At 65.4% G+C, this 15,516-nt stretch carries 19 protein-coding genes and 2 tRNA genes; 15 read left to right on the top strand and 6 right to left on the bottom strand.

What is annotated here, in order from left to right:
* Positions 1 to 20 precede the first annotated feature (20 nt).
* A complete protein-coding gene (locus tag CCR98_RS14360) occupies positions 21 to 863 on the top strand; it encodes a methylated-DNA--[protein]-cysteine S-methyltransferase (protein ID WP_087923152.1) in 843 nt (280 codons plus the stop codon).
* A gap of 37 nt (positions 864 to 900) precedes the next feature.
* On the opposite strand, the gene CCR98_RS14365 is transcribed toward CCR98_RS14360, so the two are convergent.
* On the bottom strand, positions 901 to 1,926 hold the full coding sequence (locus CCR98_RS14365) for an NADP-dependent oxidoreductase (protein ID WP_087923153.1): 1,026 nt from the start codon (positions 1,924 to 1,926) through the stop codon (positions 901 to 903).
* Between the two features lie 334 nt (positions 1,927 to 2,260).
* Between CCR98_RS14365 and CCR98_RS14370 the strand changes: the two genes are divergently transcribed.
* The 7 genes from CCR98_RS14370 to dxs all read left to right on the top strand — a co-directional run bounded on the left by CCR98_RS14370 (position 2,261) and on the right by dxs (position 8,815).
* A tRNA-Phe gene (locus tag CCR98_RS14370) sits at positions 2,261 to 2,336 on the top strand.
* A gap of 72 nt (positions 2,337 to 2,408) precedes the next feature.
* Positions 2,409 to 2,484, top strand: a tRNA-Phe gene (locus tag CCR98_RS14375).
* Positions 2,485 to 2,625: 141 nt separating this feature from the next.
* The gene (locus CCR98_RS14380; protein ID WP_087923154.1) at positions 2,626 to 3,177 is read left to right on the top strand and encodes a lipocalin family protein; all 552 of its coding nucleotides are present in this window, start codon (positions 2,626 to 2,628) and stop codon (positions 3,175 to 3,177) included.
* Positions 3,178 to 3,341: 164 nt separating this feature from the next.
* On the top strand, positions 3,342 to 3,818 hold the full coding sequence (locus tag CCR98_RS14385) for an LEA type 2 family protein (RefSeq protein WP_087923155.1): 477 nt from the start codon (positions 3,342 to 3,344) through the stop codon (positions 3,816 to 3,818).
* A 64-nt stretch (positions 3,819 to 3,882) separates the two neighbouring features.
* Positions 3,883 to 5,673 carry an acyl-CoA dehydrogenase C-terminal domain-containing protein gene (locus CCR98_RS14390; RefSeq protein WP_087923156.1) on the top strand — a complete coding sequence of 597 codons (1,791 nt, stop codon included), beginning with the start codon at positions 3,883 to 3,885 and terminating at the stop codon, positions 5,671 to 5,673.
* A 463-nt stretch (positions 5,674 to 6,136) separates the two neighbouring features.
* Positions 6,137 to 6,802, top strand: a complete 666-nt coding sequence (locus CCR98_RS14395; protein ID WP_032956174.1) for an HNH endonuclease — start codon at positions 6,137 to 6,139, stop codon at positions 6,800 to 6,802.
* Positions 6,803 to 6,907: 105 nt separating this feature from the next.
* Complete coding sequence (dxs, locus tag CCR98_RS14400) at positions 6,908 to 8,815, top strand: 1-deoxy-D-xylulose-5-phosphate synthase (protein WP_087924202.1); 1,908 nt, start codon at positions 6,908 to 6,910, stop codon at positions 8,813 to 8,815.
* A 125-nt stretch (positions 8,816 to 8,940) separates the two neighbouring features.
* On the opposite strand, the gene CCR98_RS14405 is transcribed toward dxs, so the two are convergent.
* The 3 genes from CCR98_RS14405 to CCR98_RS14415 form a co-directional block, all read right to left on the bottom strand.
* Positions 8,941 to 9,144, bottom strand: a complete 204-nt coding sequence (locus CCR98_RS14405) for a hypothetical protein (protein ID WP_087923157.1) — start codon at positions 9,142 to 9,144, stop codon at positions 8,941 to 8,943.
* Positions 9,145 to 9,318: 174 nt separating this feature from the next.
* Positions 9,319 to 9,876, bottom strand: a complete 558-nt coding sequence (locus CCR98_RS14410) for a DUF3011 domain-containing protein (protein ID WP_087923158.1) — start codon at positions 9,874 to 9,876, stop codon at positions 9,319 to 9,321.
* A 127-nt stretch (positions 9,877 to 10,003) separates the two neighbouring features.
* On the bottom strand, positions 10,004 to 10,675 hold the full coding sequence (locus CCR98_RS14415) for a response regulator transcription factor (RefSeq protein ID WP_087923159.1): 672 nt from the start codon (positions 10,673 to 10,675) through the stop codon (positions 10,004 to 10,006).
* Positions 10,676 to 10,925: 250 nt separating this feature from the next.
* Between CCR98_RS14415 and CCR98_RS14420 the strand changes: the two genes are divergently transcribed.
* The 7 genes from CCR98_RS14420 to CCR98_RS14450 all read left to right on the top strand — a co-directional run bounded on the left by CCR98_RS14420 (position 10,926) and on the right by CCR98_RS14450 (position 14,728).
* Positions 10,926 to 11,633: a hypothetical protein gene (locus CCR98_RS14420; protein ID WP_087923160.1), complete on the top strand. Its 708-nt coding sequence runs from the start codon at positions 10,926 to 10,928 to the stop codon at positions 11,631 to 11,633.
* Positions 11,630 to 12,181 carry a GTP-binding protein gene (locus CCR98_RS14425; RefSeq protein WP_087923161.1) on the top strand — a complete coding sequence of 184 codons (552 nt, stop codon included), beginning with the start codon at positions 11,630 to 11,632 and terminating at the stop codon, positions 12,179 to 12,181. The genes CCR98_RS14420 and CCR98_RS14425 overlap by 4 nt, the downstream gene beginning before the upstream one ends.
* On the top strand, positions 12,174 to 12,545 hold the full coding sequence (locus tag CCR98_RS14430) for a roadblock/LC7 domain-containing protein (protein ID WP_087923162.1): 372 nt from the start codon (positions 12,174 to 12,176) through the stop codon (positions 12,543 to 12,545). The genes CCR98_RS14425 and CCR98_RS14430 overlap by 8 nt, the downstream gene beginning before the upstream one ends.
* 99 nt (positions 12,546 to 12,644) lie before the next feature.
* Entirely contained in the window at positions 12,645 to 12,971 is a 327-nt protein-coding gene (locus CCR98_RS14435) for a hypothetical protein (RefSeq protein ID WP_198361094.1), read from the top strand.
* Between the two features lie 108 nt (positions 12,972 to 13,079).
* Positions 13,080 to 13,526: a pilin gene (locus CCR98_RS14440; RefSeq protein ID WP_087923164.1), complete on the top strand. Its 447-nt coding sequence runs from the start codon at positions 13,080 to 13,082 to the stop codon at positions 13,524 to 13,526.
* A gap of 153 nt (positions 13,527 to 13,679) precedes the next feature.
* Complete coding sequence (locus tag CCR98_RS14445) at positions 13,680 to 14,135, top strand: pilin (RefSeq protein WP_087924203.1); 456 nt, start codon at positions 13,680 to 13,682, stop codon at positions 14,133 to 14,135.
* A 110-nt stretch (positions 14,136 to 14,245) separates the two neighbouring features.
* Complete coding sequence (locus tag CCR98_RS14450) at positions 14,246 to 14,728, top strand: pilin (protein ID WP_087923165.1); 483 nt, start codon at positions 14,246 to 14,248, stop codon at positions 14,726 to 14,728.
* 71 nt (positions 14,729 to 14,799) lie between these two features.
* Here the strand turns inward: CCR98_RS14450 and CCR98_RS14455 are convergent, their stop codons facing one another.
* Together CCR98_RS14455 and CCR98_RS14460 are read right to left on the bottom strand one after the other, a co-directional pair.
* Entirely contained in the window at positions 14,800 to 15,117 is a 318-nt protein-coding gene (locus CCR98_RS14455) for a hypothetical protein (protein ID WP_087923166.1), read from the bottom strand.
* 76 nt (positions 15,118 to 15,193) lie between these two features.
* Positions 15,194 to 15,451: a hypothetical protein gene (locus CCR98_RS14460; RefSeq protein ID WP_087923167.1), complete on the bottom strand. Its 258-nt coding sequence runs from the start codon at positions 15,449 to 15,451 to the stop codon at positions 15,194 to 15,196.
* Positions 15,452 to 15,516 lie beyond the last annotated feature (65 nt).

Consider the following 15,516-nt stretch of genomic DNA (forward strand, 5'->3'; position numbering starts at 1 on the left):
GCACATGCCAGAATCCGGCCATGGACAGCACCCCCACCACCGCCCTCGATGCCCGCGTCGAACGGGTCTGCCGCCACCTTCAGGCCAGCCTCGACGAACCCTCGCTGCAGGAACTGGCGGACATCGCCGGCTGCAGCCCGACGCGCCTGCATCGCCTGTTCAAGCAGGCCACCGGGCTGACCCCCAAGCAGTACGCCGCCGCGCTGCGCGCCGACCGCCTGCGCACCGGGCTTCAGCAGCAGCAACGCATCACCGATGCCTTCCATGATGCTGGCTTCGGTTCCAGCGGACGCTTCTACGAGAACGCACCGAAGTTGCTGGGCATGACGCCGAAGCAATGGCGCGCAGGTGGCCGCGGCGAAGTCATCCACTTCGCCATCGCCGAAAGTTCACTGGGTAGCGTGCTGGTGGCCAGCAGCAGTACCGGTGTGGTTGCGATCCTGCTCGGCGATGATCCGGAGACGCTGTTGCAGTCGCTGCAGCAGCGCTTCCGCCAGGCCGAACTGGTCGGCGCCGACCAGGGCTATGAGCAACTGGTGGCACAGGTCGTAGGCCTGGTCGAGGATCCTTCGCGAGGCACCACGCTGCCGCTGGATATCCGTGGCACCGCGTTCCAGCAACGGGTGTGGCAGGCACTGCAGCAGATTCCGCGCGGGCGCACTGCCTCGTATGCCGATATCGCCGCGCGCATCGGCGCGCCCCGATCGAGCCGCGCGGTGGCACGCGCCTGTGCAAGCAATCCGCTGGCGGTGGCGGTGCCCTGCCACCGCGTCGTGCGCCGCGATGGCGACCTGTCCGGCTACGCCTGGGGCGTAGCGCGCAAGCGCGAACTGCTGCGCCGGGAAAAGGCCTCGACGGCCTGACGTGGGTGCCGACCTTGGTCGGCACACCGCCAGGCCCTCAATCCAGCTTCACCACCAGCTTGCCGAAGTTGTGCCCCTTCAGCAGCCCGAAGAACGCCTCCGGCGCCTTCTCCAGCCCTTCCACCACATCCTCGCGGTACTGGATGCGGCCGTCGCGTAGCCACTGCGCCATCTCGCGTTCGAAGTCCGGCCACAGGTGGTTGAAGTCGTGCACGATGAAACCGCGCACGGTCAGGCGCTGGCGCAGGATCTGGCTGAACAGTGACGGCAACCGGTCAGGGCCAGGCTGCTCGACGCCCCGCTCGTTGTAGGTGGCGATGGTGCCGCACACCGGAATGCGGGCGAAGTCATTGAGCAAGGGCAGCACCGCATCCAGTACATGGCCGCCGACGCTCTCGAAGTACACGTCGATACCCGCAGGCACCGCCCCGCGCAGCTGCTCGGCAAAATCAGCCGCGCGATGATCCAGCGCCACGTCCACGCCCAGCGTCTGCAGATAGGCGCGCTTGGCCTCACCACCGGCGATGGCCACCACCCGTGCGCCCTGCAGCTTGGCCAGCTGCGCCACGGTCGCGCCGACCGGCCCGGTCGCGGCAGCCACCACCAGCGTCTCGCCCGGCTTCAAACGGGCGATTTCATGCAGGCTGGAGTAGGCGGTGAAGCCGGGCATGCCATACACGCCCAGCGCCGTACTCAGCGGCAGTCCGGCCGGATCCAGACGACGCCCCAGCGCCTTGGCCGGCAGCACCGCGTGGGTCTGCCAGCCACCCGGCGCCAGCACCAGCTCACCTGCGGTTACGCCCTCGGCTTTGGATTGCAGCACCTCGGCCACGGTCTGGCCTTCCATCACCGCCCCTACCGCCACCGGCGCGGCATACGACGGGACCTCGTCCATGCGTCCACGCATGTACGGATCCAGCGAAAGGTAGCGGTTGCGCAGCAGCACTTCGCCATCGGCCAACGCCGGCAACGCAACCTGTTCCAGGCGGAAGTTGGCTGCACTTGGCGCCCCCTGCGGACGCGACGCAAGCACGATGCGGGAGGTGGTCGAGGGATCGGACATGGCCAGGTCTCTGCTGTTGCCAGCATCAGGAAAGGAGTGCCGACACTACGCCGCGGCGATCCCCGATGGCGGCCACGAAAACAGCGTTCCATTGCCCGGACCGGCGCGGGTCCGGCGCAGCCCTTGCCCTTGCGCCTTTGCCGCCCACGATGGCCTGCTGATTTCCACCGCAGACGATGATCGACTGGCCACGCCCCGCCCCACGACGGAGGATCAAGCACTTGCGAGCGCGCAGACGGCAATGTGAAGAAATCTTGGCAAAACGCTTGCCGAAGGCAGCCGACCTCCGTAATATACGCGTCCTTGGCAGCGACCTCGCTGCAACGAAACATGTGGCCGAGTAGCTCAGTTGGTAGAGCAGGGGATTGAAAATCCCCGTGTCGGCGGTTCGATTCCGTCTTCGGCCACCACTTTCGAAGGCCTGCAGAAATGCGGGTCTTTTTTTTCCGGAAACCGCATTCACCGCGGTCGCCACACAATTTGGCCGAGTAGCTCAGTTGGTAGAGCAGGGGATTGAAAATCCCCGTGTCGGCGGTTCGATTCCGTCTTCGGCCACCATCTTCAAAGACCTGCAGAAATGCAGGTCTTTTTTTGTTCGCGCTCCGCGCAAGCGGTGGCCACCGCCGCCCGGTTGACGAAACATTTACACCGGCATGCGCGGCGGCACCTACGCTCCAGACTCCTGCCTGGAGCCTGCCGATGCCTCTGCGCCCCGCCCTGCTCGCCTGCCTGCTGCTGGCCGCCTTCCCGGCCCTCGCCGCCGAACCGGTGCGCGCGGTCGAAACGCTGGACATCGACCGCTACGCAGGCCAGTGGCACGAAATCGCGCACCTGCCGGTGTCATTCCAGAAGCAGTGTGTCGGCGAGATCACCGCCAACTACGGGCTGCGCCGCGACGGCCGCATCAGCGTCACCAATGCCTGCCGCAATGGCGAGGGCGAACGCGTGGTTGCCGAAGGCGTGGCACGCCTGGTGGCCGGACACCCCGGCCAATTGCAGGTGCGCTTCGTGCCCGACTGGCTGAGCTGGGTCCCCCTGGTCTGGGCCGACTACTGGGTGCTGGCGCTGGACCCGGACTATCAGTGGGCGCTGGTCGGCGAACCTGGCCGCAAATACCTGTGGATCCTCTCGCGGCTGCCGGAAATGGATCGCGCCCGGTTCGAACAGTTGAAAGCCAAGGCCGAGGCCATGGGCTACGACCTCGGCCCGCTGCGGCTGATGGCACCGTTGCGCGATACGCCCGCCGACTGAACCGCCCCGCATCGGGCGCATCCCGCGCGCCCGATCCAGCGTTGCGCACGCCCGGCCGCCATCTTCACGCGCTACCCTCTGCGACGGGTCGCCACAGGCGATCCACAAAACCATACGCCGTAGTATGCTTGCGCCAACGCACCCCCTCCAGAGGACTTGCGCCCATGTTCCACCGTTTCCGTACCACCTTGATCGTCCTGTGCACCCTCGCCCTTGTTGCCTGCAACAACGGCATCGTCAAGCGTGTTTCGGAACCGGCGGCCAGCCTGCAGCAGCTGACCGTGCGTGCCGACGGCAACTGGACCGTGGCCCTGCGCCTGCAGAACTTCAGCTCGATGCCGATGACCTTCGATGACGTCTCGCTGGCGCTGACCGTCGGCGACAACGAAGCCGGCACCCTGCAGGTCAAGCCCGGCATTTCCATCGGCGGCACCTCCGCCGACGTCATCAATGTCGACCTCGTCCCCAGCTCGGCCGCGCGCCTGGTGGTGGCCGACGCGCTGGCCAGCAACCGTACCCTGGCCTATGGCCTGAAGGGAACCGTGGCGGCCACGCCGCAGGAAAAGAAGCAGCGCAGCTTCGACATCAGCAGCCGCAGCACCCTCAACCAGGCCCCCGGCCTGCCCGGCGTGCTGCGCTGAACCCGCCTTTCGTCGCGGCGCCCGGCGCCGCTCTCCCCTGCCCTGATCAAATCGAGACGTACCGATGAGCAGCTACACCGCCCCGCTTTCCGACCTCCGTTTCGCCCTGCACGACGTACTCAAGGTCGAGCCCCTGTTCGCCCGCCTGGGCTTCACCGACGCCACCGCCGACGTGGTCGATGCCGTGCTGGAAGAAGCCGGCCGCTTCAGCGCCACCGTGCTGGCCCCGCTCAACAGCGTCGGCGACGAGATCGGCTGCGTACTCGACCAGGCCACCGGCGAAGTGACCACCCCGCCCGGCTTCAAGCAGGCCTACGACCAGTTCGTCGATGGCGGCTGGACCGGCCTGACCGCCTCGCCGGAGCTGGGCGGCCAGGGACTGCCGCACACCCTGGGCGTGCCGCTCAACGAAATGATCAACGCCGCCAACCTGGCGTGGGGCAACTTCCCGCTGCTCTCGCACGGCGCCATCGAAGCGCTGAAGCAGCACGGCGAGGCCTGGCAGCACGAGGCCTTCCTCAAGCCGCTGATCGAGGGACGCTGGACCGGCACCATGTGCCTGACCGAACCGCACTGCGGCACCGACCTGGGCCTGCTCAAGACCAAGGCCGAGCCGAACGCCGACGGCAGCTACTCGATCACCGGCACCAAGATCTTCATCACCGCCGGCGAGCACGACCTGACCGGCAACATCGTGCACCTGGTGCTGGCCAAGCTGCCCGACGCCCCTCCAGGCGCCAAGGGCATCTCGCTGTTCGTCACCCCGAAGTTCAAGGTCGACCGCGAGGGCAACGTCGGCGAGCGCAACGCACTGCGCTGCGGCTCGATCGAGCACAAGATGGGCATCAAGGGCTCCGTCACCTGCGTGATGAACTTCGATGGTGCGCAGGGCTACCTCGTCGGCCAGCCGCACAAGGGCCTGCAGGCCATGTTCACCATGATGAACACCGCGCGCCTGGGCGTCGGCCTGCAGGGCATCGGCCTGTCCGAGCGCGCCTACCAGAACGCACTGAAGTACAGCCGTGAGCGACTGCAGTCGCGCGCCCTGAGCGGCGCCAAGTTCCCGGACAAGCCGGCCGACCCGATCCTGGTCCATCCGGATGTGCGGCGCATGCTGCTGACAGTGAAGTCGCTGGTCGAAGGCAGCCGCCTGCTGGCTCTGCACGCCGCCACCCTGATCGACGTCGCCCACCACGCCGAGGATGCCACCGAACGCGAGCGCGCCGACACCCTGGTGAGCTTCCTGACCCCGATCTCCAAGGCCTGCCAGACCGAATGGGGCATCGAGAACACCTACAACGCCCTGCAGTGCTTCGGTGGCCACGGCTACATCCGCGAACACGGCATGGAGCAGTTGGCCCGCGATGCGCGCATCACCACGCTGTATGAAGGCACCACCGGCATTCAGGCGCTGGACCTCATCGGCCGCAAGACCGCGTCCAGCCAGGGCGCCGGCCTGAAGCTGATGCTGGCCGAGATCGAAGCCTTCGCCAAGGAACACGAGGGCAACGAAGCGCTGGCCGAGTTCATCGGCCCGCTGCGCGCCAAGGCCGCCGAATGGGGCAAGCTGACCCTGGACGTGCTGCAGCGCGCGGCCACCAACCCCGACGAACTGGGCGCAGCCAGCTACGACTACCTGTTCTATTCGGGTTACGTGGTACTGGCCTACTGGTGGGCCCGCAGCGTCGCCGCCGCCGATGCCAGCGCGCACGGCGCCGCCTTCGCCCAAGGCAAGCGCGAGACCGCACGGTTCTACTTCGCCCGCGTGCTGCCGCGCACGCTCAGCCACGCCGCCGCGATCCAGGCCGGCGCCGCCCCGCTGATGGCCATGGACGACGAGCGCTTCGGCGCCTGAGCCGGGCTGCGCCCGGCACCCGCGGTAGTGCCGGCCGCTGGCCGGCAACCGCAACAGCAACAGCTGCATCCCGATGAATGGCTGGGCGGCGTGGGCTGGCAGGACACGCCGTAAACCCATCCATGGGGGCTCGATGGCGCCATCCATGGCGCCAACGGTCCTGCCACCCCACACCGCCCGGCCTCTGACAGGTTCACTCGGCTGATGGCAGGTGTCGACCTTGGTCGACATGGCAGATCCACGCCACGCGTGGATGGAAACCACCGGGATCTCTCTGGAGAAGAGCCCCCCTTTGTTAAGGGGGGCGCGCCGACGGCGCAGGGGATAGGAGAAATGCGCGGGCATCCCAACCCGCCGACAGCGGGCTGGGATGCCGAATGCGCGGACCTGAATGTTGACGATTTGTGTATCGCCCGTTGGCGATACACAAATCGTCAACATTCAGGTATAAGCTGTTCTCCCGATGGAGACAGACACTACACGCTTGGGTCTGATCGAAGCCGGAGCTCCGTTTTCTGCTCCGGGCGCCGAAGCATCGCCCAACGCCACGACGCTGCATCGCCCCGGTTCGGTCCGGCTGCTCTCGCTTGATGCCCACGGACGCGTACTGGACTGGATCACCTGGCAGGATGCGGCGTGCCTCTACGCACGCGAAGCGGTGGCCTGGACGCTCGGCGATCCCTGCCTGCACATCCACGGCGGCACCAACCGCTTCAGTGGCCTGCAGAGCGGCATGGACCTGCACCCGATCATCGCCGCCCGCGGCCATGCCCGCTCCCGCGCGATCGACCCGACGCCAAACCTGACCAACCAGGCCCTGTTCGCCCGCGACGCCCATCTGTGCATGTACTGCGGCCAGCAGTTCAGCCGCCCCACGCTCACCCGCGACCATGTCATGCCGCTGTCCAAGGGCGGGCTGGACTGCTGGGAAAACGTGGTCACCGCCTGCTTCCACTGCAATTCGCGCAAGAGCGACCGCACCCCGCAGCAGGCCGGCATGCCCCTGCTGGCAGTGCCCTACCGGCCCAGCTGGATCGAGCACCTGATCCTGTCCAACCGCAACATCCTGGCCGACCAGATGGCCTTCCTGAAGGCGCAATTGCCCAAGCGGTCAAAACTGAGCACCTGAACGCCCGAAAATGCAACCCTCACCGTCCTGTCACGGACGGCGGCGTTTGCTTGCTCCACCCCCGTTTGAGGGCGAAAATGGGCGTTCAGAAAAAGTGCGAACATGATGATCGACTCTGCCCGCTATCCCCGCCTCGCGCGCATCCAGACACCGGATGACCTGCGCACGTTCGACGAATCCGAATTGAGGGCGGTTGCCGACGAACTGCGCGCCTACCTCATCGAATCGGTGGGCAAGAGCGGCGGCCACTTTGCCGCCGGCCTGGGCGTGATCGAACTCACCGTGGCCCTGCACTACCTGTACCAGACGCCGCACGACCAGCTGGTCTGGGACGTCGGTCACCAGACCTACCCGCACAAGATCCTCACCGGCCGCCGCGACGAGATCCACACCGTCAAGCAGAAGGACGGCGTCGCGCCGTTCCCGAAGCGCGAGGAAAGCGAGTACGACACGTTCGGTGTCGGCCACTCCTCGACCTCGATCTCGGCCGCACTCGGCATGGCCATCGCCCGCCAGTCCGAAGGCGACGACCGCAAGGTCGTGGCGGTGATCGGCGACGGCGCGATGACCGCCGGCATGGCGTTCGAAGCGCTGATGCATGCCGGCGGCATGGAGCCGGAGCCGAACCTGCTGGTGATCCTCAACGACAACAACATGTCGATCTCCGAGGCCGTGGGCGGCCTGACCAAGATGCTGGGCCGCGCCACCGGCAGCCGCACGCTCAATGCGCTGCGCGAAGGCGGCAAGAAGATCCTCGGTGACAAGAAGAACAACCCGGCGCGCTTCGTGAAGCGCTGGGAAGAACACTGGAAGGGCATGTTCGTGCCCTCCACGATGTTCGAGGAAATGGGCTTCCACTACACCGGCCCGATCGACGGCCACGACATGCCTGCCCTGCTGTCCACGCTGAAGACGCTGCGCGCCTCCAAGGGCCCGAAGCTGCTGCATGTGATGACCACCAAGGGCAAGGGCTACGAGCCGGCCGAAGGCGACCAGATCGGTTACCACGCCGTGGGCCCGTTCGATCCGGACAAGGGCCTGGTCGCCAAGGCCGGGGCCAAGAAGCCGACCTATACCGATGTATTCAGCGACTGGCTGTGCGATGCCGCCGCCGCCGAGCCTCGCCTGTACGGCATCACCCCGGCGATGCGCGAAGGCTCCGGCCTGGTGCGCTTCAGCAAGGAGTACCCGCAGCGTTACTTCGACGTGGCGATCGCCGAGCAGCACGCGGTCACCCTCGCCGCCGGCATGGCCACCCAGGGTGGCAAGCCGGTGGTGGCGATCTATTCCACCTTCCTGCAGCGCGCATACGACCAGCTGGTGCATGACGTGGCGATCCAGGACCTGGACGTGCTGTTTGCGATCGATCGCGCCGGCGTGGTCGGCCCGGACGGCGCAACCCACGCTGGCAACCTCGACCTGAGCTTCCTGCGCTGCGTGCCTAACCTGGTGGTGATGGCACCGTCCAATGAAGCCGAGTGCCGGCAGATGCTCAGCACCGGCCTGCAGCACCCGGGCCCGGCCGCCGTACGCTACCCGCGTGGCACCGGCACCGGCGTTGCGGCCGGTACCGACCTGTCGACCCTGCCGATCGGAAAGGGCGAGCTGCGCCTGCAGGGCAGCCGCGTCGCCCTGCTCGCCTTCGGCAGCACCGTGGCCGCCGCTGAGCAGGTCGGCCGCGAACTGGGCCTGAGCGTGGTCAACATGCGCTTCATCAAGCCACTGGATCGCGAGCTGGTGCTGGCCATGGCGGCCCAGCACGAGGGCCTGGTGACGATCGAAGACAACGTGGTGGCCGGTGGTGCCGGGTCCGGCGTCGGTGAACTGCTCAATGCCGAAGGCGTGCTGCGCCCGATCCTGCACCTGGGCCTGCCCGACAGCTACCAGCACCACGCCAGCCGCGAGGACCTGCTGGCCGAAGCCGGCATCGACGCGGCAGGCATCCGCGCCGCTGTACTGAAGCGCTGGCCGCAGCTGGCCGCAGGTACCTCACCCCTGAGTGCAGCGGGCTGAGACCGCTCAGAGACCCACGAATGAGGGGAAGGTGCGGGACCGCACCTTCGACGGCAGAAGCGGGTAGAGCCCCGCCATGCGTGGATGGCGGAATCCTGGCGGCGCGCCTCGGCAGGCACCCGCGCTCAGCCGTAACTGACCGCTTCGACGAATGCGCCGCTGGCCTCCACGCGCACGGCCGCACGCTGACCGGTGTCGACAAAGTGCAGGCGGGCCAGGGTCTCGGCGAAGTCATAGGCACGGGCGCCATCGCGGAACTCGATCGGCTCCGGCCGGTCCGGATGCACCACGCGCCACTGGCGCTGTTCGCATTGCAGGCGGATCAACATGCAGCTCACTCCTTGAGGCAGCGTATCGATGGCGGTGCGATGCGCATGCCGACCGGGGCACGCGACATCGCTGGAAGTCAGGGCACGCAAGGCGCCCTGTTCGCAGACAATACGGCGTTCAAAATGTGAGCTGTATCAGATTATTCTGATTTTCTCGGGCTGAACCCGAAAAGCTCAGTTCACCTGGAACTGCGCCCGGCAGCCATCACTGACCCAGATGCCACGGCGATCCCAGCCCCAGCTCTGGCCTTCGATGCAGGCGCTGCGCGAGTCCTGGCGGATCAGGCGTACACCCCGGCGGATCCGGGCATCGCAGTACTCCTGGCGATGACCATTGGAATGGCAGGTGACCACATCGCCGCCGCCCCACCCGTTGCCATTCCCCCAGCCGCCGCCATTGCCGCCCCAGCCGCCACCGCGGCGGTACTCACCCACGAATTCGGCACGGCACCCCTGGGTGACCCAGACGCCATTGCGCGACTGGCCCCAGGTTTCGCCTTCCACACAGGGCGAACCGGACAACTGGCGGATCAACCGCGCGCGTCCGTCCAGGCGGCACTCATTGCTGCGGTTCTTGATCGACTCGCAGCGCACGATGCCATTGCCATCGCGGCCACCATAGCGGTCGTCGTCATAGCCGTAGCCATAGCTCTGCGCCTGAGCGCCACCGGCAGCCGCCAGCATCGGCAACAGGGTGCAGGCCAGGGTGCGCCAGGTGAGTGCCTTGCCCATCGAGATCTCCAGATGAATACGATGGCGCAAGCATCCGGGATTCACGGCCCGGCGCACAGAGGGGGGCGCAACGGCAGTTTTTCCCCATTCAAACAACGCAACCGGACCTGACTGGACCGCAGTGAGCTCATGGGCTCCCGTTTGCTGCCCCACTGGCCGTGCCACCGGCATTGCCCAGGCGCTCCTCGAACGCATAGGCGAACAGCTCGGCATCATTGCTGATGCCCAGTTTCCTCATCGCCGAAATGCGTTGCCGGCTGATGGTACTGACGGTACGCCGCAGCCGCCCGGCGATCTCTGTGATCGAAGGCCCCGACACATACAGCCGCAGGACTTCCAGTTCCTTGGGCGACAACACCGAAAGCGATCGCTCGCGCCCACCGTCCTGCAGGCAGTGCGCCAACTGGGGGTCCAGGTAAATCCCCCCGCTCAACACGGTATCGACCGCCTTGCGGGTGCCATCCACGCAACTGCACTTCCACACCAGCCCGCGCACACCGGTACGCATGGCCATGTTCAAGGTGGTGGCATTGGTGATCATCGTGACCAGGATCACCGGCACCTTGGGGTAATTGCGACTCAACGCCTGCAGCATCGCCTGGCCGTCCGAGCGGCCGACATCCGGCATCGAAAAATCAGTCACCACCAGATCCACCGGTTCTTCAGCCAGGATGGCCAGCAGGCTTTCTGCACATCGCGCCTCCGCCACCACGCGATGGCGCCCACCGGCCTCGATCACGATGCGCGTGCCAAGCAAGACCAGTGGATGATCATCCGCAATGGCAATTCGAGTGAGCATGCTGATTACCCGTCAATAGTCACGCCGCAGTGCGCAGTGGAGACGCTAGTAATCATTCCAGGTTACGTCAACTTAATAATCGCTCACTGCAATTGATTTCATCGCAGCAGAAACATCCGGCCGATTCCATTAGTTGCAGAGCGCATCAAGAACACGAATGGCACAGCAGTTTTCCCAATAGTTTCATTCCAGAAAGCCAGGGGGGCCGCTTACAAAGTCAGCTCCGATCACTCGCTGCCCTGGACATCCCATGGTCCGTTTCCGTCGTCAACCGTTTGAGGATCTGCAAGAGCCCTTTGAAGCAGAGCCACTGGCGCCGGCCGCATTGCCAACTGCCGCATTGCCGTTCGTACAGCAGTTGCGCCTGCACCTGGCAAGCGATGGCGCGCTGCCAAGGCGTTCGGCCCATGCCGCGATCATTCATGACGGGACTACCGTGTGCTGGCTGGACGCGAGGAACGACCGGATGATGACGACCGCACCCGCGCCGATCACGCTGGCAATGTTGCAGAGACTACTGGGCGACGCAGACCCTCGGCTGAGCCTGGTACCGGTGACACAGGAGGTCTTCGTGCAGCGCGCAACGGTGTGCAGTAATGTTCCGCTGCGTCTGACGCTGTGGAACGTTGCCCTGGTCGCGGACGGGCACGGCGTTCCGATCCCGCCCCTGCAGGACTGCACGAAGTTGCGCCTCCGGCGTTGGCCAGACTTCCGCATCCTGGCCCATCGTCCCGATCACTTCCGGCTGTGCGCGCTGCTGATCAAGCAGGGTGCGTCCGTGCCGGCATGCTGCGACATCCTCGATCTGCCACGCCAATCCGTGCAGTCGTTCTTCAACGCAGCGTTCCTCACCGCCTATGCCTTTCCCGTCGTGGGCGAGGACGCACCCGTGCGCCCCTCGCCCGCCGACGGCCTCGTCAATCTGTGGCGACAACTTCGCATCCGCTGGAGTGCATGACCGTGCGTGAGCACAAGATCGTAGTGATGGGCCCACTCGGCGCGGGCAAGTCCACCCTCGTGCAGACCCTGACCCAGGGCAGGGCCGTGGTGACGGAAGCCCGCAATACCGACCCTTCCGTGGGCAAGCAATACACCACCGTGGCCATGGACTATGGCGACATCGACCTGCCAGGTGGCGACCGCCTGCGCCTGTACGGATCGCCTGGGCAGGAACGCTTCTCCTATATCTGGCCAATCCTGCTGGCCGGTGCAGAAGGTGCCATCGTTCTGATCGATGGCAGCGCCAACGTGGGCACCACGCTGGCCGGGCGGCATCTGAGAGCCATCGCCGAAAGCGCACCGGGCCTGCCCGTGGTCATCGGCTTCACCCGATGCGGCAGCACCGATGATCCGGTACAGCCGCACTGGCAGGACTGGCTGCAGGACCATGCGCCACACCTGCCGGCATTGCCGCTGGACCCACGCGACATGGCGCAGGCCATCATTGCGATGGATCTGCTGATGAGCCAGATCGAATGCAATGCCATGGCGGCCGCCCATGAATGACATCGACCGCACATCGGCACTCGACGCGCTGGTACACGATGTCACCGGCATCCAGGCGCTCGTCGTTGCCAGCACTGATGGTTTCGCCCTGGCCCAGGCCGGCCCGAAGGGCCATGTCGCCGATCGCCTGGCCGCGATGACCAGCTCGATGCTCGGCCTGGCCAGTGCGCTGGGTCGCGAACTGCACTTCGGTGAACTCGACACACTCATCCTCGATGCCGCCAACGGCAAGGTACTGATGCTCGCCATTCCAGGGAAGCAACCGCGCCTGCTGATGACGGCGTGCGATCACAGCTGCGTCATCGGCAACGTGCTGTGGCATGCCAAGCAGTGCGTGCGCGCATTGGCCAACACCCCGACCTGATACATGCCTCTCTCAGTACTCAGACGCCTCTTCACCCCCTCACACCCGCAACGGACCACTGAAATGAATATCGCCATCAACAAATGCCTGGACACGCTCATGCAGATCAACGGCGCGCAAGCCGTTGCCCTGGTCGACTTCGAAAGCGGCATGCTGCTGGGTAACGCCGGCTCGGGCGTGGACATGGAACTGGCGGCAGCTGGAAACACCGAGGTGCTGCGCGCCAAGATGAAAACGGCCGAAGCGCTGAACCTCAACGACAACATTGAAGACGTGCTGATCACGCTGGGTCGGGCGTATCACGTACTGCGCCCGGTATCGGCCAAAAAGGGCCTGTTCTTCTATGTCGTGCTGGACCGGCAGAAGGCAAATCTTGCCCTCGCCCGGCGCATCGTACTGGACGTGGAAAGTTCGTTGGCGCTGTAGCGCGAGGCAACGATAGACAGGGGATCGGAACGCCGGGGCTGCTCTGGGGAGAGCGGCCCCGGCCTGTGTTGCGCCGCGCGCCGTTCTCAACCGCAGGAGCTGCCGTCCATGCGCTCTCGATCAACCACCCAGTCGACACGTCGCCCTCGACACTACCGGCCATGGGCGTCGGTCAGCATCGTCGCCGGACTGACAGCCATCTACGCACTACTGTTGTGTGCGCCCCGCTTGGATAGCGATGCCAGCCACACCCGGCTGCGCGACGAGGCCAGTGTGCTGGGCGGCGCCATCGCCGCGGTGGAAAACAGTTACGCCGAAGGCGATCTCACCGTGACCGACCAGCATCTGGGCCTGCCGGCCAGCACCACACACTGCGCGCGCCTGCGCGCCTCGCTCCCCGATACCGGCCGCGCAGTGCTGACCTGTAACCTGCGCCAGGAGGGCAGCGTGCGGTGGCGGCGAACCCCTGCGGGCGAATGGCGATGCACTGCAAGCACAGCCGCTGTGCATGCAGCGCCGACGCCGTGCCCCAAGGAGCTACGGCGCACGTTCTGATTACCTGCAAAACAATCGTGCAGTTACTCAACAGGTTCGACTTTACCAGTTCTTGAATATACCCACTGCTGCACACGTGATTTTCTATGACTGCGCCACGAATGATCGTTTCGTGGCCGAACCCAGGAAACCACCATGTCACAGAGGATTATCATGAATACCGTACTCGACCCGGCCGCCCGCGCAGGCACAGGCCCATCCCGGCAGAAGGGCTTTTCCCTCATTGAGCTCATGGTGGTGGTGGCGATCATCGGGATTCTGGGGATGATTGCCTTGCCGCAGTACCAGCGGTTCGCGGCCAAGGCAAAGTTGGCGGGCGCCCTCGCAGAAGTTGCCGGTGGAAAAGTTGGCGTTGAATCACTCCTCGCCGAGGGCAGCGAGATCACCACGTCGGCATCGATTGGCCTGCCCGAATCAAGCTCCCGCTGTACCTGGATTACGGTGACAAGCGATGTCACGAATGGAGCTACGAGCATCAACTGCGTGCTCAAGAGCGACGCTGCAATCGGCAGTGGCAACCTGACCTTGGATCGCGACTCGCAGGGAGTCTGGCTCTGCAGGAGCGACGTTTCAGACCAGAGCCTCCTTCCCCACGGTTGCCAGGGCTGATCGCACACGCATGCCACTACGCAGATTGCCAGGCATGCAATCAGTTGCATGCGTCTCCCCATTGGGTGCGCCGACCGCGATTCAACGTTGATTTCCTCATGGAGGAACCGATGAGCAAGAAAATCTCAGAGGCCGGCTGCGCGTTGACGCGTACACGCCGGCAGCGAGGGCTCTCTCTGGTCGAACTCATGGTGGTCGTAGCCATCATTGCAGTTCTTTCCCTGATCGCAGTCCCGCAATACAAGAAGTTCTCTACCAAAGCCAAGCTGGCGGCGGCGTTGGCCGAGCTGGCCGGCGGGAAGGCAGGAGTGGAGGCGTGGCTGGCCGAACGGGGGGATTTCTATGGCTCAGACAACCGCAAGCTGGGACTACCGGAGAGCAGTGAGCGCTGTGAAACCATCGCGGCAAGCTATCGTGCAGATGGCGGCTTCGAGATCGATTGCCTGCTGCGATTCGATGCTGGCTACAACCTGGGGAAATGGCGAAGCAACCTGGTGCTGATCATGGACACGCGCAGCCGTGAATGGCGCTGCTGGACTAACATCCCCTATTACGACCTCCTGCCCAAAGGCTGTGGCCCCAACAATCCATAGCCTTCATGCACATACCTCAAGCTGTTGACGCTTTGCCGCTCCATTCAGGCAGCGGCGCCTGCGAAAACCGGTCATCCCCGGTCCCCACCCTCGTCATCGCCGATGCAAATCCCTGGATCCGACGCGAACTGATACACGGCGCCCTCCCCTACCTGGGCGGCAAAGCGCTCGGCGAAGCACGCTCGCCCGCAGATGTTCTGACCCAGATTGCCAGCCCGCGATGCAAGGCACTGATCATCGATCCCTGCATGCCGACTGTGGGCCAGGTTGACGGCATGCCACTGCTGCGCCGCATCTGCTGCCTGCGCAGGGATCTGCTCATCCTCGTCCTGGCTCAACAACCCTTGCGCGTATTGCAGGATCGCGCCCTGCCGGCGCAGATCGGTCATGTCTATGCCAAGACGGTCAATCCGTCCTGGCTGTGCCATTTCGTAAGCCAGGCAGTACGCGAGGGACCATCTGGCGTTACGCCACCGGCGCAGGATGCAGCCCGATAACCGGCCCGGAGGCAATCGCCAACGCCTCGAAGTGCACGGCATCCACGCTGTTGCCCAGCGCTTCCACGCGCACTGTGGCGCCCTGGCCGGTCCGGCGGTGGTGGGCGCTGGCCCGGCCAACCGCGGCATCGAACGCTGCGGCGCCTGTGTTGAATGCTTCAGCCACGCCCTCAGCCGGGTCCAACAGGGACCACTGCGCGGCATTGCACTTGACGGTAATGACCATGGGACGCTCCTTCTGGGAAAGGCGCAGGGGCGCTTGACCCTCTGCTGATGCCGTCACCCTAGCCA

Source organism: Stenotrophomonas sp. WZN-1 (assembly GCF_002192255.1).
Taxonomy (GTDB): Bacteria; Pseudomonadota; Gammaproteobacteria; order Xanthomonadales; family Xanthomonadaceae; genus Stenotrophomonas.